At 55.8% G+C, this 22,925-nt stretch carries 24 protein-coding genes; 17 read left to right on the top strand and 7 right to left on the bottom strand.

Going from position 1 to position 22,925, the window contains the following annotated elements; translation table 11 throughout:
* Positions 1-191 precede the first annotated feature (191 nt).
* The 10 genes from sigH (at position 192) to BUB44_RS08320 (ending at position 10,154) form a co-directional block, all read left to right on the top strand.
* Positions 192-836, top strand: coding sequence for an RNA polymerase sporulation sigma factor SigH (gene sigH / locus BUB44_RS08365; protein ID WP_027356978.1), 645 nt, complete (start codon positions 192-194; stop codon positions 834-836).
* A gap of 223 nt (positions 837-1,059) precedes the next feature.
* Entirely contained in the window at positions 1,060-1,398 is a 339-nt protein-coding gene (locus BUB44_RS08360) for a nucleotide pyrophosphohydrolase (RefSeq protein WP_207545637.1), read from the top strand.
* Between the two features lie 145 nt (positions 1,399-1,543).
* Entirely contained in the window at positions 1,544-2,074 is a 531-nt protein-coding gene (nuoE, locus tag BUB44_RS08355; RefSeq protein ID WP_083543168.1) for an NADH-quinone oxidoreductase subunit NuoE, read from the top strand.
* Positions 2,061-3,965 carry an NADH-quinone oxidoreductase subunit NuoF gene (locus BUB44_RS08350; RefSeq protein ID WP_073165113.1) on the top strand — a complete coding sequence of 635 codons (1,905 nt, stop codon included), beginning with the start codon at positions 2,061-2,063 and terminating at the stop codon, positions 3,963-3,965. The genes nuoE and BUB44_RS08350 overlap by 14 nt, the downstream gene beginning before the upstream one ends.
* Before the next feature lie 120 nt (positions 3,966-4,085).
* Positions 4,086-4,733, top strand: coding sequence for a 2Fe-2S iron-sulfur cluster-binding protein (locus tag BUB44_RS08345; RefSeq protein ID WP_073165110.1), 648 nt, complete (start codon positions 4,086-4,088; stop codon positions 4,731-4,733).
* 279 nt (positions 4,734-5,012) lie between these two features.
* Positions 5,013-5,231 carry a 4Fe-4S binding protein gene (locus BUB44_RS08340; protein WP_073165107.1) on the top strand — a complete coding sequence of 73 codons (219 nt, stop codon included), beginning with the start codon at positions 5,013-5,015 and terminating at the stop codon, positions 5,229-5,231.
* Positions 5,231-6,391, top strand: a complete 1,161-nt coding sequence (locus tag BUB44_RS08335) for a 2-oxoacid:acceptor oxidoreductase subunit alpha (protein WP_207545636.1) — start codon at positions 5,231-5,233, stop codon at positions 6,389-6,391. Before BUB44_RS08340 ends, BUB44_RS08335 begins: the two co-directional genes overlap by 1 nt.
* Positions 6,375-7,199 carry a 2-oxoacid:ferredoxin oxidoreductase subunit beta gene (locus BUB44_RS08330; protein ID WP_073165103.1) on the top strand — a complete coding sequence of 275 codons (825 nt, stop codon included), beginning with the start codon at positions 6,375-6,377 and terminating at the stop codon, positions 7,197-7,199. Before BUB44_RS08335 ends, BUB44_RS08330 begins: the two co-directional genes overlap by 17 nt.
* Before the next feature lie 116 nt (positions 7,200-7,315).
* Complete coding sequence (locus BUB44_RS08325) at positions 7,316-7,873, top strand: 2-oxoacid:acceptor oxidoreductase family protein (protein WP_073165100.1); 558 nt, start codon at positions 7,316-7,318, stop codon at positions 7,871-7,873.
* Between the two features lie 352 nt (positions 7,874-8,225).
* Entirely contained in the window at positions 8,226-10,154 is a 1,929-nt protein-coding gene (locus BUB44_RS08320) for an aconitate hydratase (protein WP_073165097.1), read from the top strand.
* 49 nt (positions 10,155-10,203) lie between these two features.
* Here the strand turns inward: BUB44_RS08320 and BUB44_RS08315 are convergent, their stop codons facing one another.
* Positions 10,204-10,440: a putative signal transducing protein gene (locus BUB44_RS08315; protein ID WP_073165094.1), complete on the bottom strand. Its 237-nt coding sequence runs from the start codon at positions 10,438-10,440 to the stop codon at positions 10,204-10,206.
* A 48-nt stretch (positions 10,441-10,488) separates the two neighbouring features.
* Entirely contained in the window at positions 10,489-11,223 is a 735-nt protein-coding gene (locus BUB44_RS08310; protein ID WP_073165091.1) for a sulfite exporter TauE/SafE family protein, read from the bottom strand.
* Positions 11,224-11,505: 282 nt separating this feature from the next.
* Here BUB44_RS08310 and BUB44_RS08305 point away from each other — a divergent pair, with 282 nt between their 5' ends.
* The 5 genes from BUB44_RS08305 to BUB44_RS08285 all read left to right on the top strand — a co-directional run bounded on the left by BUB44_RS08305 (position 11,506) and on the right by BUB44_RS08285 (position 16,538).
* Positions 11,506-12,624, top strand: a complete 1,119-nt coding sequence (locus BUB44_RS08305; protein ID WP_027356965.1) for a D-alanine--D-alanine ligase — start codon at positions 11,506-11,508, stop codon at positions 12,622-12,624.
* A gap of 102 nt (positions 12,625-12,726) precedes the next feature.
* Positions 12,727-13,833 carry a tetraprenyl-beta-curcumene synthase family protein gene (locus tag BUB44_RS08300; protein ID WP_242655905.1) on the top strand — a complete coding sequence of 369 codons (1,107 nt, stop codon included), beginning with the start codon at positions 12,727-12,729 and terminating at the stop codon, positions 13,831-13,833.
* Between the two features lie 114 nt (positions 13,834-13,947).
* Positions 13,948-14,364: a nucleotidyltransferase family protein gene (locus tag BUB44_RS08295; protein WP_165611027.1), complete on the top strand. Its 417-nt coding sequence runs from the start codon at positions 13,948-13,950 to the stop codon at positions 14,362-14,364.
* Positions 14,365-14,526: 162 nt separating this feature from the next.
* The gene (locus BUB44_RS08290; RefSeq protein WP_073165083.1) at positions 14,527-15,036 is read left to right on the top strand and encodes a CGGC domain-containing protein; all 510 of its coding nucleotides are present in this window, start codon (positions 14,527-14,529) and stop codon (positions 15,034-15,036) included.
* Positions 15,037-15,164: 128 nt separating this feature from the next.
* Complete coding sequence (locus tag BUB44_RS08285; RefSeq protein WP_073165080.1) at positions 15,165-16,538, top strand: MFS transporter; 1,374 nt, start codon at positions 15,165-15,167, stop codon at positions 16,536-16,538.
* Between the two features lie 29 nt (positions 16,539-16,567).
* Here the strand turns inward: BUB44_RS08285 and BUB44_RS08280 are convergent, their stop codons facing one another.
* Positions 16,568-16,858: a TFIIB-type zinc ribbon-containing protein gene (locus tag BUB44_RS08280; RefSeq protein WP_073165078.1), complete on the bottom strand. Its 291-nt coding sequence runs from the start codon at positions 16,856-16,858 to the stop codon at positions 16,568-16,570.
* Positions 16,859-16,998: 140 nt separating this feature from the next.
* The gene (locus tag BUB44_RS08275; protein ID WP_073165075.1) at positions 16,999-17,742 is read right to left on the bottom strand and encodes a tRNA lysidine(34) synthetase; all 744 of its coding nucleotides are present in this window, start codon (positions 17,740-17,742) and stop codon (positions 16,999-17,001) included.
* A gap of 141 nt (positions 17,743-17,883) precedes the next feature.
* Here BUB44_RS08275 and BUB44_RS08270 point away from each other — a divergent pair, with 141 nt between their 5' ends.
* Entirely contained in the window at positions 17,884-18,255 is a 372-nt protein-coding gene (locus tag BUB44_RS08270; protein ID WP_073165072.1) for a hypothetical protein, read from the top strand.
* 47 nt (positions 18,256-18,302) lie between these two features.
* Here the strand turns inward: BUB44_RS08270 and BUB44_RS08265 are convergent, their stop codons facing one another.
* Positions 18,303-19,382: a DUF763 domain-containing protein gene (locus BUB44_RS08265; protein WP_423219784.1), complete on the bottom strand. Its 1,080-nt coding sequence runs from the start codon at positions 19,380-19,382 to the stop codon at positions 18,303-18,305.
* 53 nt (positions 19,383-19,435) lie between these two features.
* Positions 19,436-19,630: a ferredoxin gene (locus tag BUB44_RS08260; protein WP_073165066.1), complete on the bottom strand. Its 195-nt coding sequence runs from the start codon at positions 19,628-19,630 to the stop codon at positions 19,436-19,438.
* Between the two features lie 210 nt (positions 19,631-19,840).
* Between BUB44_RS08260 and BUB44_RS08255 the strand changes: the two genes are divergently transcribed.
* The gene (locus BUB44_RS08255; protein ID WP_073165063.1) at positions 19,841-21,382 is read left to right on the top strand and encodes a phosphoenolpyruvate carboxykinase (ATP); all 1,542 of its coding nucleotides are present in this window, start codon (positions 19,841-19,843) and stop codon (positions 21,380-21,382) included.
* Positions 21,383-21,384: 2 nt separating this feature from the next.
* Here BUB44_RS08255 and BUB44_RS08250 read toward each other — a convergent pair whose 3' ends face one another.
* Positions 21,385-22,602: an MFS transporter gene (locus BUB44_RS08250; protein ID WP_073165181.1), complete on the bottom strand. Its 1,218-nt coding sequence runs from the start codon at positions 22,600-22,602 to the stop codon at positions 21,385-21,387.
* Positions 22,603-22,925: the final 323 nt, after the last annotated feature.

Raw genomic sequence — 22,925 nt, 5'->3', positions numbered from 1 at the left:
TAGTTAGACAAAATTATAGAAAGAGGTACTGAAAAATGCCTTGAACCGTTCAGAAGAAAAGAGAGTCGGGATGGGAATCAGCCCGGACTTCTATGCTGGCGGTAAAAAGGCGTTTCTTTTTCTGCTGTCAGGTGTTTAAAAAATCTGGTTTTTAAACGGAAAGCCGGACACACAAAGCGGGGGGGTATATTGTGAGTCTGAGCGTCCAGAGGGAATGTGCGCCCTGTTATCACATGATGGACGATGAGGATGTGGTGGAATACGCACGGGAGGGTGATGATGCGGCCCTGGAATATCTGATTAACAAGTATAAAAACTTCGTCCGGGCCAAGGCGCGTTCCTACTTCCTCATCGGGGCTGACCGGGAAGACATCATTCAGGAAGGCATGATTGGCCTTTACAAGGCTATTCGTGACTTCCGGTTAGACAAGCTGTCGTCATTCAGAGCCTTTGCGGAGCTTTGTATTACCCGTCAGATCATTACAGCCATCAAAACAGCTACCCGGCAGAAACACATCCCTTTAAACTCCTACGTTTCCCTGAACAAGCCCATTTACGACGAGGATTCCGACCGCACCCTTCTGGATGTCATCTCCGGCACCAGGATTGCCGACCCGGAGGAGTTGATCATCAGCCGGGAGGAGTTTTATGATATTGAAGAAAAAATGGGTGAAATTCTCAGCTCTCTTGAGTGGAAGGTGCTGATGTCCTACCTGGAGGGCAAGTCCTACCAGGAAATCGCCGGTGACCTGAAGCGCCACGTTAAGTCCATTGACAATGCCCTGCAGCGGGTCAAACGCAAGCTGGAAAGGTACCTGGAAAAGCGAAATAACTAGTTAACTCAAGAGGGTTACTGTAATGGTAACCCCTTTTATTTTTTTTCTTAGTTTTTTATTTCGACTGAAAAAATTATTTTCCTGCCCTGTGAAAACATTTTTTGTATTTTTCCGGGAAATACCCTGCAAGCAGGCGGATTATGGTACCCCACGATCGTATTATGCCGCCTGGGAAATGTTCTTCCGCAACCGGTCAGGGCAATTTAAAATGGGGGTGCTGCCTGTGTCTGAAGATGCCCGAACCACGCTCCAGGATTTGAAAGATGCTGTGGCTGCTTTTGTGGAAGAGAGGGAATGGACCCGGTTTCACACACCCAAAAATCTGGCCATGTCCGTGGCCATAGAAGCAGCCGAGTTGATGGAGCTTTTCCAGTGGACCGGTGGCCGGGAAATAGAGCCGGAGCTTATGGGACGGGTGGAGGAAGAGCTGGCCGATGTGGTGATTTATTGCCTGGCCATGGCCAATGCTGCAGGTATAGACCTGGCCCGGGCCATAAGACAAAAAATGGAGGCAAATGCGAAAAAATACCCTGCCGGGATTTACCGCGGCAGGTTCTGCTAGATTTAAGCCAAACCAAGCATATGCAAAATATTTTTTTAAAAAAATTTTAAGTTGTTGACCGTTAATATATTTAGCGTTATGATCAAGGGGGAGTTGCCCTCCAGTTGATTAATTAAAAATTTTCAGATATACAGGGGAGATGCTTATGGTTTTAACGGAAGAGGAAAAAAGGGTTGCCCTGGAACAGACCGGAAGCATTCTGGAGAACTATCCCCCTGATCGGGGTAACCTTATTCCCATCCTGCAGCAGGTTCAGGAGAAGCTGGGCTATGTACCCCTGGTGGCCATGGAAGAAGTGGCGCGGCACCTGGGTGTTCCGGCGGTCGATGTTTACAGCGTGGCTACCTTTTACAACCAGTTCCGCCTGATTCCCCCCGGGAAGCACCAGGTTAAAGTATGCATGGGTACTGCCTGCCATATGAAGGGGGGCCATATCATCCTGGATTGCTGGAAGAGGCGGCTGGGAATTGATGTCAACCAGGTTACGCCGGACCGCGAGTTCAGCCTGGAAAGGGTGGCCTGCGTGGGCTGCTGTACCATGGCACCGGTAACGGTGATCGATGACGAAGTGCACGGAAAGGTAACTCCCACCAGGGTGGACGGGTTGCTGTTTTCCTTTGGGGTTAAAATTCCAAAAGGCCAGCAGAAAGAAGGGGAAACCGTTGAGCAGGGATAAAGTAATAAAAGAAAATTTTACAAAATTGCAGCAAAAATCCAGGGCTGCCTGGGAGAGCCTGCGGGAGCGCCCCCTGATTCTTGTGGGTACGGCCACCTGCGGCCGGGCAGCCGGAGCCCTGGAGATTTTAAAAGTGATTAAAGAGGAGCTGGCCAAAAGCGGCCTGGAGGCCAGCGTTCTGGAAGTGGGCTGCATGGGCCACTGTTATGCCGAGCCCCTGGTAACCGTGTACAAGCCCGGATTCCCACCCATCTGTTACGGTTACGTGACCGAGGGTATTGCCGCCCGGCTGGTGCAGGATTTCCTGGGCGGGGACGATCCCTGCCTGGAATTTGCCCTGGCTGCGCTGGAGGCCAACGATATGGTTCCCGCTTTCACCGACTTTCCCCGGGGTATGATTGAAAAAAACATTATTCTGGATAAGTGCGGCCTGATTGATCCGGAAAATATCGAGCACTACATTGCCCTGGGCGGTTATGCCGCCCTGGCCGGGGCCCTGGGCCGGGATCCCGGGCAGGTTCTGGAAGAAATAAAGGCCTCCGGACTGCGGGGTCGGGGCGGGGCCGGGTTCCCCACCGGGCGCAAATGGGAAACCTGCCGCCTGGCGCCGGGTGAAGAAAAGTATGTTATCTGCAATGCTGATGAAGGTGACCCGGGGGCTTTTATGGACCGGGCCATCCTGGAGTCAAACCCCCATCAGGTGCTGGAAGGGCTGGCCATTGCTGCCTATACAGTGGGAGCCCGCCAGGGCTACTTCTACATCCGTGCCGAGTATCCCCTGGCCGTGGCACGGGTGAAAAAGGCCATCGAACAGGCACGTCAGGCCGGTCTGCTGGGAACCAATATCCTGGGCAGCGGTTTTGACTTTGATGTGGACGTTTTTCAGGGTTCGGGAGCTTTTGTCTGCGGGGAGGAAACAGCCCTGATTGCCTCCATGGAGGGGGAGCCGGGCCTGCCCCGCCACCGCCCGCCTTTTCCCGCCACCGCCGGGCTCCGGGGCAAGCCCACGGTAATTAATAACGTCAAGACCCTCTCCTACGTGCCCCATATTGTTGAACGGGGCGCCCGGTGGTTAAGGGAGACCGGCACTGACGGCAGCCCCGGTACGGCTGTTTTTGCCCTGGCCGGGAAAGTAATCAACACTGGTCTGGCCGAGGTGCCCATGGGCACGACTTTAAGGGAAGTGGTTTATGACGTGGGCAGCGGCATTCCCGGAGGCAAAGCCTTTAAAGCCGTGCAGATTGGCGGGCCTTCGGGAGGCTGCCTGCCGGAATCGGCCCTGGACATGCCCATAGACTTTGATTCCCTGAGCCAGGCCGGTGCCATGATGGGGTCCGGCGGGATGGTTATCCTGGATGAGGACGATTGCATGGTGGAAATAGCCCGGTTTTTCCTGGACTTTACCCAGAAAGAATCCTGCGGTAAGTGCACCATGTGCCGCCTGGGAACCAGGCAGATGCTGGACATTCTGGAGGCCATAACCAGGGGCCAGGGCAAGCCGGGGGATATAGAGCTTCTTTTAGAACTGGCCGAAGACGTGAAGGCCGGCTCGCTGTGCGGGCTGGGCAAGACGGCGCCCAATCCCGTTTTGAGCACCATCCGCTATTTCCGGGACGAATACGAGGCCCATATCAAAGAGCGCCGCTGCCCCGCGCTGATGTGCCAGAGTTTAATAGCCTACTATATCCTGCCGGAAAAGTGCGAGCGCTCCTGTGATGCCTGCGTGGGCAGCTGCCCGGTAGAGGCCATTTACACCAACGAAGACCGCATTAAGGTTATTGATCAGCAGAAATGTGTCAAATGCGCCAGCTGCCTGGAAGCATGCCCGCCCCAGTATAAAGCGGTCATCAAGCTCTCACCGCCGGAACTGGTGAACGAAATGGGAGCATAAAACGGTTATAAAGTATGCGGTGCTGTCGGTGCGAAGCACTGGAGTGAACGAGGACAGCACCGCATCCAACCGGGTTTACTGATTACATGATCCTGTAAAAATATAGCCGGAGGATGCAACATGAAAACAGTTACCTTAACCATAGACGGCCGGACCATAAAGGCCCGGGAAGGAGAAAAACTGCTCTGGGTAGCCCTGGAAAACGGCATCTATATACCCAACCTGTGCGCCATTCCCGGGGTGAAGCACCCTGCTGCCGCCTGCCGGCTGTGCTTTGTGGAAATCGAGGGCTACCCGCGCCCGGTGACTGCCTGCACCGAGCCCGTGGTGGAAGGCATGGTGGTATCCACCCGCAGCCCGCGGGTGGACCGCCTGGTGCAGACGGCCTTCGAGCTTCTGCTGTCCAATCACCAGCAGGACTGCGCCAATTGCCCCCGCAACCGCTCCTGCGAGCTGCAGCGGATTGCCCGGGAACGCCGCATCCCCCTGCGGGTGAAGCGGCTGAGAAAACTGGAGCGTGAACTGCCGGTGGATGATTCCAGCCCGGCATTGCGTTACGACCCCCGGAAATGCGTTCTGTGCGGAAAGTGTGTGTGGGTTTGCCGGGAAAAAGGTACCGGAGTTCTCGGTTTTGCCGGTAGGGGGTTTGGGCGCAGGATAACCACCTTTGGGGATGTTCCCCTGGGCCAGTCGGGCTGCAATGGCTGCGGCGAGTGTGCCCGTATTTGTCCCGTGGGTGCCCTGGTGGAGAAAAAAGCTGATATCTAATTTTGAGATGAAGGCCGGCAGGGCCGTTCCCAACAGCAATACGGCTGGAGATAAGCCCCGGATCGCAAAATAAGATCACAATTATTTCGCTTTGAGATTTTTGCCCGGGAAATATCCTGGATGCAGGAAGTGCAGGAAGTATTCCTTCCTGCTTTCTTTTTTGGCAGCCGGTATTGTTTCTGGGGCTTATTCCCCCGGGCGCCAGCAATTACATGGGGCCTGGCAGGTTTTTTGCTAGTATAATCGAGTAAAGGTTCCAATCCGCGCGAGGTGAAGGCAATGGCTAATGTTTCAGCCGCTCCAAAAACCGTGCATATCGTGGTGCGGGAAGGTTGGTGTAAGGGATGCGGCATCTGTGTCGCCCTTTGCCCCAAGGAAGTTCTTTCCCTGAACGCTTCGGGCAAGGTTGCGGTGGTAAACCCCGACCGCTGCACTGGTTGCGGCCGGTGTGAAATCCACTGTCCGGACTTTGCCATCGGTATAGAGGTGAAGGAATGATGAGCGACGTGGTGGAAATGGCCCGCCTGATGCAGGGCAACGAGGCGGTGGTGGAAGGAGCCCTGGCAGCCGGGGTGCGCTTTTATGCCGGTTACCCCATTACTCCTTCCACGGAAATCGCCGAGCTTATGGCCGAGCGCCTGCCTGCGCTGGGCGGCAAGTTCATCCAGATGGAAGATGAGATCGCCAGCATGGCTGCGGTAATCGGTGCTTCCCTGGCCGGGGTGAAGGCCCTTACAGCCACCAGCGGGCCGGGTTTTTCCCTGAAGCAGGAGAACATCGGCTTTGCAGCCATGGCTGAAATACCCTGCGTGATTGTCAATGTGCAGCGCTGGGGTCCCAGCACCGGCATTCCCACGGCCCCGGCCCAGGGGGATGTAATGCAGGCCCGGTGGGGAACCCACGGTGACCACCCGGTAATCGTCCTCTGTCCTGCCTCGGTGCGGGAGGCGTATTTGCTGGCCATCCGGGCGGTGAACCTGTCGGAAAAGTACCGGGTGCCGGTGATCCTGCTTATGGACGAGGTAATCGGCCACATGCGGGAACGGGTGGTGCTGCCCCGGGCTAAAGAAGTGGAGGTAATTGAGCGTAAAAAGCCGTCGGTGGAGCCTAAAGATTATTACCCCTACCGCCCCGGCGATGACGGCGTGCCGCCCATGGCCAGCTTCGGGGAGGGTTACCGTTACCACGTAACCGGACTGGTGCACGATGAAAAAGGTAACCCCACTACCGACCCGCAGGTTGCTGAAAGCCTTCTTCTCAGGTTGCACCGGAAAATATACGATCACCTGGATGATGTGGTAAGTGTTGAGGGCTATCAGCTGGAGGATGCAGAAGTGACTGTGGTCGCCTATGGTGCGGCGGCCAGATCGGCTAAACGGGCGGTCAAGGAAGCCCGGGCGGCGGGTATCAAGGCGGGGCTGCTCCGGCCGGTAACCATCTGGCCCTTCCCGGAAAAAGAGGTGGCGGAACTGGCCGGCCGGGTGCGGCATATCATCGTGGCCGAGATGAACCTGGGCCAGCTTAAAGGAGAAGTGGAACGGGCGGTACGGGGACGGGTCGGGGTGTCGGGGGTCAACCGCGTGAACGGGGAACTGATCACCTTCGAAGAAATCCTGTCCGCCATCAGGGAGGTGGCTTTAGATGCTCAGTCAGGTTGAATCCCACCTGCGTTCGGACCGGTTTCCCCATATCTGGTGTCCCGGCTGCGGCAACGGCATAGTTCTGGCAGCCCTGGTCAGGGCTATTGAAGAACTGGGGTACGATCCGGATAAAACAGTGGTGGTTTCCGGCATCGGCTGTTCTTCCCGGGCAGCGGGTTATCTGGATTTCAATACCCTGCACACCACCCACGGGCGGGCGCTGGCCTTTGCCACCGGGATCAAGCTGGCCAGGCCGGAGCTGGAAGTGTTCGTCCTGATGGGCGACGGTGACGCCACGGCCATCGGTGGCAATCACTTTATACACGCGGCCAGGCGCAATATAGACCTCACGGCCATCATTTTCAACAACAGTATCTATGGTATGACCGGGGGGCAATATTCACCCCTTACTCCTCCCGGCAAAAGGGCAACTACCGCCCCTTACGGGAATATAGAGCGGAGCTTTGATATTGCCGAACTGGCTAAAGGTGCCGGCGCCACCTATGTGGCCCGGGCCACCACCTATCATGCCACCATGCTGGAGAAATTGATTGTGGCCGGAGCAAGAAATAAGGGCTTCAGCGTGATTGAAGCCATCACCGCCTGCCCGGTGGGGTACGGGCGGCGGAACAAAATGGGCAACGGGCTGCAAATGCTTCTCTGGCAGAAGGAACATGCCGTAACGGTGAAGCAGGCGGAAAAGATGAGCCCGGAGGAACTGCGGGATAAAATTGTTATCGGTGAGCTGTATAAGGGAGAAGCTCCTGAATATACCGCCATGTATCAGCAGGTCATTGAACGGGCGCAGAAGACAACCGGGCAGTAAGCAGAACTTTTTTTGAGTGGGAACAGAAAGGAAACACATAAAGTTGCGTTTATTACAGGGGTTCCCGGGGCCCCGAAGCCCCGGAAATATTGAACAGTTCAAGGAGATGATCCCACATGGAGGAAACGCTGGAATTCAGATTGAGCGGTTCAGGTGGCCAGGGTCTGATCCTGGCGGGGGTGATTCTGGCCGAGGCAGCCATCCGGGAGGGCAAGAACGCCGTGCAGGCTCAATCCTACGGTCCGGAGGCCCGGGGAGGCGCCAGCAAGGCGGAAGTAATTATCAGTGAGGGCGAAATTGACTACCCGAAAGTGGTTCTACCCGACGTTGTTCTGGCCATGAGCCAGGACGCGGCCGATAAATATGCCGTCAGGGTCAAAAAGGGCGGCCTGCTGATTATAGATAATACTTACGTAAAAAATATTCCCGCCACTTCCGCCCGGGTATACGCCCTTCCCATCAGCCGCCTGGCCCGGGAGAAGGTGGGGAAGGAAATGGTGGCCAATATCGTGGCTCTGGGGATACTGGCCGGGTTGACCGGTGCCGTCTCCCGCCGGACCCTGGAAGAGGCTGTTTTATCGCGTATCCCCAGGGGTACCGAATCTTTGAATCTGAAGGCGCTGGAGCTGGGGTTTGAAATGGCCAGGACTTTTACGGTAAAGGTTCCGGCTTAAAATGATGGTTGTTTGGAGTGTATGGCAGAAGGAAAAACGCTTGTGGTGCAGAAGGAATTACAGAAGGAATTATGGGTTTTAATAAAGGTTTATTATTTTGTGCTTGCCGCCAGTGCGGGGAGGAACTTCTTCCGGCTGGCGGCAGTTTTTATTATTAAATGAAAGGCCCGGGGTTTCTCATGGAAGAGGGAATTTTATATGGTATCGCTTTAACTAAGAGGTTGATGATATAATTGTATGGCAGGTCCTTCTTTTTTTAATTTCAGCAGCTTTTAACCATACGGTATATGTCGCGGGTCCCGGAATGTTAGACGGCAGCCTTTATTTTCATATGTGGAAGAGGTGGTATTTGATGGGCTACAATCTTACTCAAAAAATCATCCGCAGTCATCTTGTTTCCGGTACCATGCAGCGCGGCCAGGAGATTGCCATCAGGGTGGACCAGACCCTGACCCAGGATGCTACCGGCACCATGGCTTACCTGCAGTTTGAAGCTATGGGCATCCCCCGGGTAAAAACGGAGCTTTCCGTATCCTATGTGGATCACAACACCCTGCAGACCGGCTTTGAAAATGCCGACGACCACCGGTTTTTACAGAGCACGGCGGCTAAATTCGGGGTTTATTTCTCCAGGGCGGGCAACGGCATCTGCCACCAGGTGCACCTGGAAAGGTTCGGCATACCCGGCAAGACCCTGCTCGGATCGGACAGCCACACTCCTACGGCCGGGGGGCTGGGAATGCTGGCCATAGGCGTAGGTGGTCTGGACGTGGCGGTGGCCATGGGGGGAGGTCCTTTTCACCTGATTATGCCCGGGGTGATCAACGTCCGGCTGCACGGCCGCCTGGCACCCTGGGCCACGGCTAAGGACGTAATTCTGGAGGTTTTACGGCGCCTTACTGTCAAAGGCGGGGTAGGCAAGATCCTGGAGTACGGCGGGGAAGGGATTAAATACCTGACCGTACCCGAACGGGCCACCATCACCAACATGGGGGCGGAGACGGGAGCCACCACCTCCATCTTCCCCAGCGATGAAGTAACCCGGGCGTTTTTGCGGGCCCAGGGCCGGGAAGAGGTCTGGGTGGAGCTGGGACCGGACCCGGATGCCGTGTATGACGAAGTGCTGGACATTGATTTAAGCACTCTTGAACCCCTGGTGGCCTGCCCCCACAGTCCTGATAATGTGAAGCCCGTGCGCGAGGTGGGGCCGCTGGCTGTGGACCAGGTGGTCATCGGCAGCTGTACCAACTCTTCTTACCTGGACCTGATGAAGGTTGCGGCCATCCTCAAAGGGAAAACGGTGCATCCCAATGTGAGCCTGGTCATTGCTCCCGGTTCCCGGCAGGTTCTCACCATGCTGGCTCAAAACGGGGCCCTGGCGGACCTGGTTTCTGCCGGTGCCCGCATACTGGAATGCGCCTGCGGGCCGTGTATTGGCATGGGACAGGCTCCTCCTTCCGGCGGGGTTTCGGTGCGCACCATCAACCGGAACTTCAAGGGACGCAGCGGTACGGCCGATGCCCGGGTGTACCTGGCCAGCCCGGAGACTGCGGCGGCAACCGCCCTCACAGGCAGGCTGACCGATCCGAGGGAGTTGGGCACCCCTCCGGTAGTTGCGCTGCCGGAAAAATTCCATGTGGATGACCGCATGATCCTGCCTCCTGCTGATAATCCGGATGATGTGGAGATCGTGCGCGGTCCGAACATAAAACCCCTGCCGGTGGCCGGGCCCCTGCCGGAGAGTATAGAAGGCCGGGTGCTGATCAAAGTGGGCGACAACATTACCACCGACCACATCATGCCGGCCGGGGCCAGGGTATTACCACTGCGTTCCAATATCCCGGCCATGTCCGAGTATGTATTTACCGCCGTGGATCCTTCCTTCCCCCGCAGGGCCAGGGAAGCCGGAGGCGGGATTATCGTGGGCGGGGAAAATTACGGCCAGGGTTCCAGCCGGGAGCACGCCGCCCTGGTTCCCATGTACCTGGGTGTAAAGGCCGTGCTGGCCAAATCCTTTGCCCGCATTCACCGGGACAACCTGATCAACTTTGGCATTCTGCCTCTTACCTTCATTGAGCCCGCTGATTACGACCGGCTGGAGCGGGACGACGTGCTGCAGATCGATGGGTTACACCGGGCCCTGCGGGAAGGGGCGGAGCTGGAAGTTAAGAATGTTACCCGCGGTTTTACTATTAAAGCCCGGGCGCAGCTCACACCCCGGCAGGTGGAGATCATCCTGGCAGGGGGGTTGCTCAACTACACACGCAGGGCCAGGGCATGAGAAACGGAAATTCATCGTAAATTAAGGGAACAATAATTATCCCCGGCTTTTATTGCCGGGGGTTGCTTTTGTTACCGGTAAAAGCGGCCAGGATCTCCTGTGCCTCCCGGATTTTCTCCGCCGGTACCCATATTTCCAGGGGAACCACCGGACCCATGACCACTTTCAGGTAGCTGTTGATGCCGGAGTATTTATACCGGGTGGGGATGCCGGCCTGCTTTAACAGGCCGGCAATCATGTCCGCTTCCAGGTCGTTGGCGGCAGTAAGGAGTTTTTCCCAGGCCATTTCATTTTTATTTTTTCCTGCCCGGGCTTCGTTATGAACAGCAGTTTTTTAAAATAATGTTGTGGCCAGGGAATAAAGGGCCACGGCGGTAACCAGCAGGGGTACTCCACGGCGGAAAAGCTCCTGGGATACCCGGGGAAAAATGCCGGTGCCCAGCGCCTGGCCCAGCAGGGCAAAGGGAATAAGGGAGATGGCGGTCAGGATGGCCTGGCGGTCCAGGGCATGCAGGGCCAGCAGGAGGAACAGGCTGGCCGGGTAAACCAGGCAGAAATAAGCGCTGGTGGTGGCCCGGAACTGTTCCTTGGGCACCCCCTGGTGATTTAAGAAGAGCACCACGGGGGGACCGGGCATCCCCACGCTGGCCCCCAGAAAGCCACCGGCGGCACCCACCGCAGCCTGAGCCCGGGGGCCGAATGTCCTGCGGGGCATCCAGTCCAGCAGCAGGAGCAGGGCAAAAGCCAGGGTAACCAGGGCAATGATAACTTTGAGCCTGGTGACGTCAAAGTGAATAAACACGCAGGCTCCGAAGGGGATGCCGGCCAGGCCGCCCAGGGACAGGTTTCGGGCCATGGACTTGACAATGCTCTTCCGTACCTGGAAGGTGAGAAGGAGCAGCGAACAAAAGGAGATGACCATGGTCATACCCACAGCAGTATGGGCGTTATAGGCCAGCACCAGCAGGGGAACAAGAATGAGGGCCGCGCCGAAACCGGTCACGGCCTGCAGGGTGGCGGCCAGGGTTACGGCCAGGGCGGCTACCAGCCAGGAAGTGGTAAAAAGCAAGGAAATCCCTCCACAAAGGCAAAGGTTTTTTAGATAATTATATAACATTCAGCATTATATAACATAAACCGTTGGCCGGGCATATTACGCTGATAAATTAACTGCTTCAGGCGACTGCGCAGTGATATGCCAGGACGTTAGCGTTTTCTTGTCATCCGGCGTATCCCGCTGGGCCCGTTCCGTTCTTTTTGTGGTATACTTAAGTTATTCAATATCATCAGGATGGTAAAAAAGGGCGGGTTCGAATAGATTATAACAAAACTGTGGTGGGGAGGACGGCCGATGGCAAAAAAACGGGTGGCGGTTATTTTTGGCGGGCGTTCGGGGGAGCACCGGGTTTCATTGAACTCGGCGGCTTCGGTGATTGGTGCCCTGGATAAGGAAAGGTACGAAGTTATTCCCGTGGTTATCACACCGGAAGGAAAGTGGTTCGCGGGTGTTGAACCGGCGCATTTGCTGGCCGGGGAGGACCCGGAGCAACTGGGGCAAAGGGTTGCTCTTCCGGCTGATCCCACTTATGGGGGTCTGGCCCCCGTGGAAGAGGGTTGCTTAAAAGTGGAGCAGCTGCGTCCTGTGGACGTGGTGATACCGGTTCTGCACGGTACCTTTGGCGAAGATGGTACCGTACAGGGGCTCCTGGAGCTGGCCAACATTCCCTATGTCGGGGCGGGCGTGATGGCTTCCGCAGCGGGTATGGATAAAATAATGATGAAGACTGTCTTTGCCCGGCACGGCCTGCCCCAGGTGCGTTACTGTCATTTCCTGCGCCGTGATTGGGAGCGGGAGCCGGAAGCGGTTCTGGACCGGGTGGAACAGCTGGGTTATCCCGTTTTTGTCAAGCCGGCCAACCTGGGGTCCAGCGTTGGTATATCCAGGGCGAAAAACCGGGATGAATTGCGGCGGGCCGTGGAACTGGCGGCCAGCTACGACCGCAAGATTATCGCGGAAGAGGCCCTGGATGTCCGGGAAGTGGAGGTAAGCGTCCTGGGCAATGATGATCCCATGGCCTCCCTGCCGGGTGAAATCGTTCCCTTAAACGAGTTTTATGATTACGAAGCCAAGTATGTGGAAGGGAAATCCAGGCTGGTTATTCCAGCCAGGCTTCCCGCGGAAACCATGCTGGAGCTGCAAAGGCTGGCCATCCGTGCCTTCAAAGCCCTGGACTGCGCCGGTCTGGCCCGGGTAGACTTTTTCCTGCGCCGGGATAACGGTGCCGTGCTGGTTAACGAAATCAACACCATTCCCGGCTTCACCCGCACCAGCATGTATCCCAAGTTGTGGGAGGCCACCGGCATTCCTTATCAGGATCTGCTGGACCGGCTTATTGAGCTGGCCCTGGAAAGGCACCGGGATAAGAACCGGTCCCGGACCACCTACGATCCGCAGGAAACTGCCGGCTGAATTGCTGGCTGGTTACCGAATTCCCTGCCCGGCAATGTAATAAAAATAAAACAGTAAATGCAGTAAAATAATAGTGTACATAACAGAAGGCTCGAGAGGAGCATGGCCATGTTTTTTCGCCAGAAGCCGGGGTTCCGTTCGTTCAGCGCTAACTGGACGGCGGCCCGGCTGGGGTTGATGGGACGTTTTCTTTTTCTTTCCTTTCCGGCGGTAGCCCGGGAGCTGAAAAGCTGGCGGCTGATGGCCGGGCATTGTCCCGATCCGCACCTGCGCCGGATGGCCCTGGCCAGCATTGAGAAAAAGGCTTTTCACTGCCAGGGGGGCAGCGTCTTCAGCGCCTGGACCGGCAGCTACCGCCGGGAATTGATCCGGGCCATTGTGGCCCTGCAGACCATCAGCGACTACCTGGATAATTTGTGCGACCGGGCGGGGGTAGAGGACGGGGAGGCCTTTTACAGGCTTCACCGGGCTTTTATAGACGCCCTGTGCCCCGGTGCGCCCGGCTGCGATTACTATGCCCTTTATCCCTACCGGGAAGATGGCGGTTACCTGCAGGAGCTGGTACGCTCCTGCCAGCAGGCCCTGGCCCGGTTGCCCGCCTACGGGCCGCTGCGGGAAAGGGCCTGCCGGCTGGCCGAACTCTACTGCCAGCTCCAGGTATACAAGCATATCCAGCGCTCCCTGCGGGTGAAGGCCCTCACCGCCTGGCTGGAGCCCCTTTTGAAAAACCTTCCGGAAAGGCTCTACTGGTGGGAACTGGCTGCAGCCACCGGTTCGACCCTCGGTATCTTTGCCCTGTTCGCCCTGGCAGCCCGGGGGGATTATACCGGTGAGGAAGTGGAAAGGGTTATCGCCGCCTACTTTCCCTGGATCTGCGGCCTGCATATTTTGCTGGATTACTTTATCGACCAGCAGGAAGATGTGGAAGGCGGCGACCTGAACTTTGTTGCTTATTACCGGGACGACCGGCAGGTTGCCGGCCGCCTGAAGTATTTTGTGGACCGGTCCCTGGCCCTGGCTGCGGAATTGCCCGATCCCCATTTCCATATTACTGTTGTGCAGGGGCTGCTGGCCATGTACCTGTCCGATGAAAAGGTGGACAGGCAGGGCCTGCAGGCTATCCGCTTTCTGCTTTTGGACAGCGGCGGACCGGCTGCCAGCCGGTTGTACCGCCTGTGCGCTTTTATGAGAAAAGCGGGGGTTATTTGAACCGTTATCCTAACGGATTCGATATGGGAGCTCCCATGGATTTTTATACCGAAAAACAGGCGAAAGAGGCCATTGCCTATGCAAGAAGTATCCTGGGATTTGTTGAGAAGGAAATTGGACAGATATCCGCTGGTAAATGATTTGAAGCTGGTTATAGAAGCCATCATAAAAAATTTTTCGCCGGTAGCCGTAATTCTATTTGGTTCGCTGGCACGGGGAGATTTTCTCCCTGATAGCGATGCTGACCTGGTTGTTTTGCTTTCCCGGGATCGGGTACCTCTGATGGAAACCCTCCTGGAGTTAAAGCGCTGTGATTCCACCGGGATGGTGGAAATCTTTCCTTATGGGTGGAGGCAGTTCATATTTATGCTGGAAGATTTAAATGTTTTGGCCCTGGATGCAATGTCCGAAGGAGTGGCGCTTTATATAGGTGATGCGGTAAAGTGGAAGGAGATAACTTCAGCTGTTGAAAAGGTTTTCCGAAAAGTAATACCGGTTGAAGGTGGATGGCGTATTATTCCTGGCCGTTAATGCCCCCGTACTTAAAAGTGATGGAACGATGAGGGGGTATTTTTTATTAATGTCCTGAAATTTACCGCTATATTTTGTGATCTATTTCATTGTCCGTCTTAATTTAAGAATCTATAATGGGCCCGATAGATCCCAAACCAGTCAGAAAAGAGGATGAGGCAGATGAAATGGACGAAAGAGGCCCTGGAGTATATGAATAACGTTCCCTTTTTTGTGCGGGAAAAGGCAAAAGGAAAGGTGGAAGAGTGGGCCAGGCAAAAAGGGGTCGAGGAAATCACCATGAACGAAGTGATGGAAGCCCGGGGGAAGATGACCGCCCGGGACCCCGATGCTCCCCCGCCGTCCAGACCCCGGATTGCTGTGGTACGCTGCGACATTGTATCCGAAGTCTGCCCGGGCGTGGGCTGCCTGAACAGTTTTAACAGGAGAACCCGGCATTTTGCCCGTTATGGTCCCGATGCCGAACTGATCGGTTTTTTCACCTGCGGGGGATGCAGCGGGCGCCGTGTTTCCCGGCTGGTGGAAAAATTGCTGCCCTACGATCTCACCCATGTTCACTTGAGTTCCTGTATGCTTCTGGAAGGGAACTACCCCAGGTGCCCTTTCAAAGAGCAGATTAAGAAAACCATTCAGGCCAAAGGCGTGGAAGTTGTCGAAGGGACGCACCATTAATCTAACATATGTAATTTTCCCGGCCAGGAAGGATTTTTAATTAAGCTGTTGAAATGTTAAAACGTCAAGTAATTTCAGGGAGGTGAGCAGTCACGGAGACTGCAGCAAACACTGATAGCACGCGTGACTTGAAAAAATACGTTTTGCTGGCGGCTACCCTGGCTTCTTTTTTAACCCCATTCATGGGCAGCGCCATTAACCTGGCCATTCCTTCCATAGGCCGGGAGTTTCACCTGGACGCCATGATGCTTAACTGGATTGTTACTTCTTATCTGCTGGCTTCCTGTGCTTTTTTACTGCCCTTTGGACGGGCCGGTGATTTGTACGGCAGGAAGAAAGTGTTCCTGGCCGGCATTGTGGCCTACACAGTTTTTTCCCTGTTGAGCGGGCTGGCCACCTCGGGTCAAGCACTTCTTATTTTCCGTGTTTTACACGGGATCGGGGGGGCCATGATTTTTGGTACCGGGATGGCTATCCTGACCGCTGCGTTCCCGCCCCAGGAACGGGGGAAAGTTCTGGGTATTAACGTGGCTGCAGTTTATACGGGGCTGTCCCTGGGGCCGGTTTTAGGGGGGTTTTTGACCCATAACCTGGGCTGGCGCTACATTTTCTTTCTGAACTTCATCCTGGGCCTGATCGTGCTGCTGGTTACCCTGTTCAAACTCAAGGGAGAATGGCGGGATGTGCGGGGTGAAAAATACGACCTGGCGGGGGCGTTCCTTTACACCCTGGGCATGGCGTCATTTATGTACGGTATTGCCTCTGTTAATGCCGGCACCCTTGCCCACATGATCCTGGCCCTGGGCCTGCTTTTGATGGTAATGTTTGTCAGGCAGGAACTGCGCTTTTCCTTCCCCCTGTTAAATTTGAGTCTTTTCCGCAATCTGATCTTTGCCTTTTCCAACCTGGCAGCCCTCATTCACTACAGTGCCACTTTTGCGGTGGGCTACCTGCTTTCCCTGTACCTCCAGGTAACCAGGGGGCTGGATGCCCAGGTTGCCGGTTTCATCCTCCTGGCCCAACCGGTTCTGATGGCTCTTCTTTCCCCGCTGGCCGGCAGGCTTTCCGACCGGGTTGAGCCGCGGGTGCTCGCATCCCTGGGCATGGCCTTGAGCGCGGCAGGGTTATTTTTCTTTTCCCTGATCACCAGCACTACTCCCCTGTGGGTGATTGTAGGAAACCTGGTGCTGCTGGGCATAGGCTTTGCCCTCTTTTCCTCCCCCAATACCAATGCGGTGATGAGTGCGGTGGAGAAGCGCTATTACGGGGTAGCTTCGGCCACACTGGGTACCATGCGCCTGGTGGGTCAGGCCCTGAGCATGGCCCTGGTCACCCTGTTCTTCGGCCTGTATCTAAAGGGCAGGGCCATCACACCGGAAGCCGGTACCCTGCTGATGAAAAGCATGGATCTATCTTTCCTGCTCTTTGCCGTACTCTGTGCCTGCGGTATCTATTTCTCCCTGGCCCGGGGTGAAGTCCGGGCGAAACAGGGCGAACGATAGGGGTGGCGTTTTACGCCACCCCAAAATTTTTAATCGAACAGATCTTCAAATATTTCCAGAATGCCGCGCTTCTTTTTGTGCTTATGATAGCCGTGGTGACCGTACTTACCGGGATGCCGGTATTCGTGGTAATCGTCATAATCCCTGTCGTAATCTCTGTGCTGATAAAACTCACCGTGAAATTCTCTGGCCAGGGCAACTACTTTTTCCAGCTCACCGCCGTCCAGCCATACGCCGTGGCAGCGGGAGCACACATCCAGCAGGACGCCGAAACGGGGCACTTCTTTAAGGGGCAGGTGGCATACCGGACATTCCTTCACTGGAACTACCTCCTTAATATTTTACGGTTTGCCAACATTATAACCCGGAAACGTTATCCTGCAAGCTTTTTCTTGCCTGGCGGCGTTACTTAAGGGCAAACGGATTCCCGTAACTTTTATGGCGGCCGGTATTGGTAAAGTTACTTATAAAAACCGGGTTCCAGCCACCCGGCATTTTCTATGGCCGTAAGGAATTTTTCGCGGATGTCCGGGTAGGTGCCCGCCATTTGTTTCACCAGGGAGCGCATTTCTTCTCTTTTGGTTTTTCCGCTGGCCGGGCAGGGATTTTCCATGACGGGGAGATTTTCCGACCGTGCAAGGCCGGCCAGGGTTGCTCCCGGCAGGTAGATGAGGGGGCGGATGAGCACCAGCCCGCTTCTGGCCAGGTGGGTTACCGGTGTAAAGGTGGCCAGCCGGCCGTTGAAAATCCAGTTTAAAAGAAAGGTTTCCAGAAGGTCGTCCAGGTGGTGCCCCAGGGCCACCTTGTTGCAGCCCAGGCGCAGGGCTGCATTGTTCAGGGCGCCCCGGCGCAGGTGGGCGCACAGGGCGCAGGGATTATCCTCCCGGCGGTGCTCAAACACAATGGCACCGATGTCCGTTTTTTCCAGGTGGAATGGTATCTTCAGTTTCCGGCAGAAAGAAGCCAGGGGTGCGGGATCAACCGGCCATCCCAGATCTAAAAAGATGGCGTGATAGTCAAAGGACAGGGGGGAGTAGTGCTTGAGCAGCCACATGATGTAAAGCAGGGCGGTACTATCCTTGCCTCCTGAAACGCCCACGGCAATCTTATCTCCGGCCTTGATCATGGAGTACCGGTATATAGCCCGTTTCACCCTGCTCAGGAACCACTTTCCGTAAGTACGCTTGAACTGATATTCTTCCATGTTCTAACCCTCATTTGCTTGCCCCTGTATGTTCTGGATTCTTGCCATTGGGAGCAGAAATCGTGTAATATTAAAGACAATGGGAAATACAGGCGCTGGGACACCAGCAGGTAACAGTAATTTTTTATAGAAGGTGAGGACATGTTCTTCAGTCATGATGCGCGAAAAATTGTGGTACCCAACATTGTTCACCTGGCTCGAAATTTGAAGCTCGTTCCCGGCCAGGTGGTGGAGCTGGATTGCCCGCGGGCAACCCTGATGAATATTGCCTTTCGTATCCGTACTACCGGGACCGTCGACCTTTTTGTGGAGGAGGAAAACGATCGGGGATGGGAGACCACCGGCAGGCAGGAAGTTGAAGAAGGGGAAATGGTATGGCATTATATCTTGAAACGGCCGTGTTTCCGCCTGCGCCTGGCCAATCCATCACCGGCCATAGACGTGGAGGTTTCCATTGATGTTAACCTGCCCTGCCTGAAGGAACCCGGTGAGATAAACCGGCCGGTATTGTAAAGTAAAGACGCGGTGAAAGCTTTTGCCGTGTTATGGATGCCGGTAACCTATGACCTGTGGTGCGGCCACCGCCTCAAGCGGCGGAAGGCCTCTATTTTTTCCTGGCGGCCCAGGCGGCTTTCGGCCAGGGCTTTTTCCAGGAAGGATATGGAATGGTCGTAAGTGGTCCGGTCTACGGGATAAGGGTGGCCGTCCTTGCCCCCGTGGGCGAAGCTGAACCTGGCGGGGTCCCGGAAGCTGGGTGGCGTCCCGTAGGCCAGTTCAGAGAGCAGGGAGAGGGCCCGCAGGGCCTTTGGTCCCACTCCCTCGGTGGCCACCAGGGCAGCAAAATTTTCCGGCTGCCGCTCGTAGCTTTTCAAAAACACCCGCTGCAGCCTGGCCGGGTTTAAATCGGCCAGTTCCACCCGGTGCCGGGCCGGGAGGTTCAGGGCCTTTTCCTGCAGCCGGGTCAGGTCCCGGAGCAGGTTTTCCGGTTTCTCCCGGGCCAGTTCGGCAATGACCTTCCGCGCCGGGTCACTTTCCCGGGCCACCAGGTTAAGGGCCTGGCCCCTGTAATCGCAGCAAACTGCCGTATGCGGTTCGCAAACAAAATCCCTGACCGCGGTGCTCAGCCAGTGGTAGCGGCGGGCCCAGCGGGTGGATTCGTTCATACCCTGCTGGATGACAGCCCAGCTTCCGGATGCGGTAAAAAAGAAGGTGTGGTGGTAGAGCTGGTACCCGTCCTGAACGGCAGCGTTGTCCACCTTGGCCGCCATTTTACTGGCAAATACCAGCTCCCGGGGATCCCGGGCCAGGGGGAACCTTTCCCCTATGGACAGGATTTCAGCGGGGGTCTGGCGGGATGTTTTTCCCTTGCCGCCCGCCACGAAAAGTCCCAGGTGGCCGGCCCGGTCCCTCAGCGCTTCCTTTAAAGCCCCGCAGACGGTGGTGGTAAGGCCCGAAGAATGCCAGTCAAATCCCAGCACGCATCCGAGGGCTTGAAACCAGAAGGGATCGGCCAGCCTGGCCAGGACAGCTTCCGGACCGTTTTCCACTACCATTACTTCAATTAGAGCACGGCTCATTTTTACCATTCGCTCAAAGAGCCAGGGCGGGCATTTTCCTCCATGGAGGGGCAGGTTGGCCATGCCGGTTCGCATGTTTACTCCTCCAGCAAACGGGGGCGCCGCAAGGCGCCCCCCTATTCTTTCCAGTGAATGCACTGGGCAGGGCACATGTCAATGGCTTCCTGAATTTCGTCTTCACCGGCCCCCTGGGGATTAACCACCTCGGCGAAGCCCAGGGTTTCATTCATCTGGAAGACATCGGGGCAAACATCCACACAGGAGCCACAGGCCAGACATTCTTCCGATTCAATGTACGGGATTTTAGCCATGGTAATTCCCTCCTGAATTTCCCTACTTTTTATATACTGAGTTATTATAACACTTTAGCCGGTGATTTAAAACCACTATTACCGGCAGGGTATGAATAAAGCTCTTTATGTATTTTGTATGCATAATGCAGGAAATTAAAAATTTAACTTGAAATAAATTATTTAAAAATTTATTTGTTTAACATTTTTAGAACCGGAAGGTGAAGGAGCATGAAAGAAGTCTTGCGCAGGGTTATTCCGGGGGAAGAGATAAACAACCCTTCGCTGGAAACCCTCAAGGAACTGGCCTCCCATGAGGCTCAGGCCACTGTTTACGGCAGTGTCAATTTCATTACCCGTGTCCGCAACCGCAGTGCGAAATTTACCTATATTGTGGAAGATGGGGTGCAGCTGGGGGTTGACCAGCAGGGCATTTCCCGGCAGCGGGCACTGGAGCTGGCAGAACAGGTCCAGGCCTATCTGAGCAAAAAACCGGTCATCCGGCTGGACAGGCAGATGGGCAACCACCCCGATTTTCGCCTGCACTGCCGCCTTTATATTACTGCTGAATATGCCCGTATTCCGCTGCAGTGGCACCTGATGCTTTTTGAACCGGAAAACAGGGACGGGGAACCCGACCTGGTGAGCATTTATGTTCCGGAGTGGCCCGAGCGGATTATTTTCTGCCACCCCGAAGCCGGCGTAACCTATATTCTGGGGACGGATTATTTCGGCGAGTGCAAGAAGTCTTTTTTGCGCATGGCCATGTATCTGGTGAAAAAGCGGGGCTGGCTGGGCCTCCATGCGGGGAGCAAGGTTTTAAGGGTGCGGGATAAGAATGGCTTTTTGAAGGAAGTTGGCTTTATTCTTTTTGGCCTGTCGGGGACAGGGAAAACCACCCTCACCATGCATAATCACGGTTTGAGCGGGGAGGAAGGCGTGGCCATCCGCCAGGACGATGTGGTAATGATGAATGGCCGGGGCTTCTGTTACGGTACGGAAAACGGCTTCTATATTAAAACCGAAGGCCTGGACGAGTCCCAGCTGGTTCTATACCGGGCGGCCACCGCACCCGGGGCTGTTTTTGAGAACGTGAAGGTCCTGGAAAACGGGCAGATTCTGTTTGATGATACGGAGCTTACCTCCAACGGCCGGGGGGTAATCCTGCGCCGGGACGTACTCAACACCGATGACCGGATTGACCTGGATAAGGCCCACCGGCTCATCTTCATTACCCGCCGGGATACCATTATCCCTCCGGTGGCCAGGTTGACGGCGGAGCAGGCGGCAGCTTATTTTATGCTGGGCGAATCCATCGAGACTTCCGCCGGGGACCCCACCCGCGCCGGCCAGTCGAAAAGGGAAGTGGGGACCAATCCCTTTATTATTGGTCCTGAAGAAGAGGAAGGTAATCGCCTGCTGGAAATCCTGCGGGACAACCCGGATATGGAGTGCTACCTGCTGAATACGGGCAGTGTCGGGGCCAGGCCGGGATTTCCAGGTGAAAAGATCACCATTGCCGTTTCCACGCACATCCTGAGGGAAATCGCCCGCAATAGCATTACCTGGCAGATCGACCCCGACTGGGGCTACCAGGTTCCCCTGCAGGTACCCGGGCTGGACTTGAAGCACTATAACCCCGCAGCTTATTATAGTCCCGAAGTCTACCGGCAGCTGGTGGAGGAGCTGCGCCGGGAGCGCCGCCAGTGGCTGGCCAAGTACCGGGGCTTAAAGCCGGAAATTGTTACCGCCGTCGAGCCGCCGGGAAAATAAGCTTACGACCTGGAAGGGATTTTCCCGGCTTTGAGCGTTTCCTGGAGCTGGAGCAGCGTTCCTGTGGCGGTGGCGACTAACAGTACGGAATAAGATAACAGAGCTGTAAGTAGATCCCGGTGCTGGACCAGGAAAGAGCCCACCAGGGGACCGAGCAGCATTCCCGCGGAATAAGCGGTGTTGGCTATACCGTAAGTGGTACCGTAAAGATGGGGCCGGGCAATCCTTTTGCCGGCGGCCTGGGAAGAACAGGCTCTATCCATTGATTCCGCCAGCAGAGGTAAGGTTGGGGTGGAACAGGCACCGGTGGTAAGGCCCAGCAGGACCATGGTTGCCGCCACCATCTTCAAGGAAGGTGCCAGAGCCAGCCAGGGTATGGTGACTGCCGTGGTAAGAAGTCCGGCAATAATAATGGGCTTGCGTCCCAGGCGATCGGAAAGAACTCCAAACAGGGGTTGGAACAGGGTATAGGAAAGGCTTAAAGCGCCAAAGAGCATTCCTACGCCGGCACTGCCCAGGCCGAAGCGATGGTAAAGGTCGATGGGCAGGAGGGGTTCCAGAATTCCAAATCCAAAACTACCTGCGGCGGTTACAAGAACTCCCCAGAAAATGTTCCGGTCAAGTAAAAACTGCTTCCAGGGCATATTTTCCCGTCCGGGGGAAGGATTATTCCCGGGCAGGGGACTCAGCCAGAGCAGGAGGGTCAATAAAGCTCCTGCCCCTGCCATTAAAAGGAAGGGGAAGGCGTAGCCGGCAAACTGGTAAAGGGTACCGCCCAGCACCGGGCCAACAATTGTACCCGCACCGGTGGTGGCCATGACCAGGCCCATTTTTTGCCCCCGTAACTGGGGAGGATAGAGGACGGCCACCAGGGCCAGGCCTGCAGACCAGGTGGCTGCCGCCGCTGCTCCCTGGAGCAGGCGGCTGATGATCATGAGCCATACCGAGTGAGAAATTAAGAAAAGAAGCGTGGTCGCGGTGAGGCCGGCCATGCCCAGCACCATGACCGGCCTGTAACCGTACCGGTCGCAGGCCAGTCCTGCGGGTACGCTGGCCAGGAGCAGTCCTGCGGATAAAGCAGCAAAGATTAACCCCACTTCGGTGGTGGATGCGCCCGCGCCGGTGGCGTAGTAAGGCATAATGGGGACAATAATGCCGTAGAGGACTGTGTCCAGAAAAACAGCCAGGTTGACCAGCAAGAACAGGTATCCGGCAGGCAAGGGGCTTATACCTGGTTTTAAAAAGCTTACAATACTTAACAAAATATAAGTTTTGCAAGCCGGCCCCCGACCAGGATTTCGCCTCCTTCCAGAAATTTGATTTGCCCCCGGGGGAGCAGGGCGACAGGGGACCTCGGCCCGGGAGTCCCACCCGGATGGGAGTGGCATAAATCCTGCGCCGGAAGGGTTTCCCCCGGCGGAGGGTTAACCCCGCCTCCCACGTCCTGTTAGGACGCCTACCGGTTTGTCCGACACCGGCTAAACGGGGTCACCGCAGGGACACGGGCAAGAAGCTTGAAGTCGTGCCAGAGAGAGTAAAACTT

The sequence above is a fragment of the Desulfofundulus australicus DSM 11792 genome, assembly GCF_900129285.1.
In the GTDB taxonomy this organism is placed as follows: Bacteria; Bacillota; Desulfotomaculia; order Desulfotomaculales; family Desulfovirgulaceae; genus Desulfofundulus; species Desulfofundulus australicus.
The sequence above is the reverse complement of the archived record's forward strand: the minus strand, read 5'-3'. Positions and strand labels throughout refer to the sequence as shown.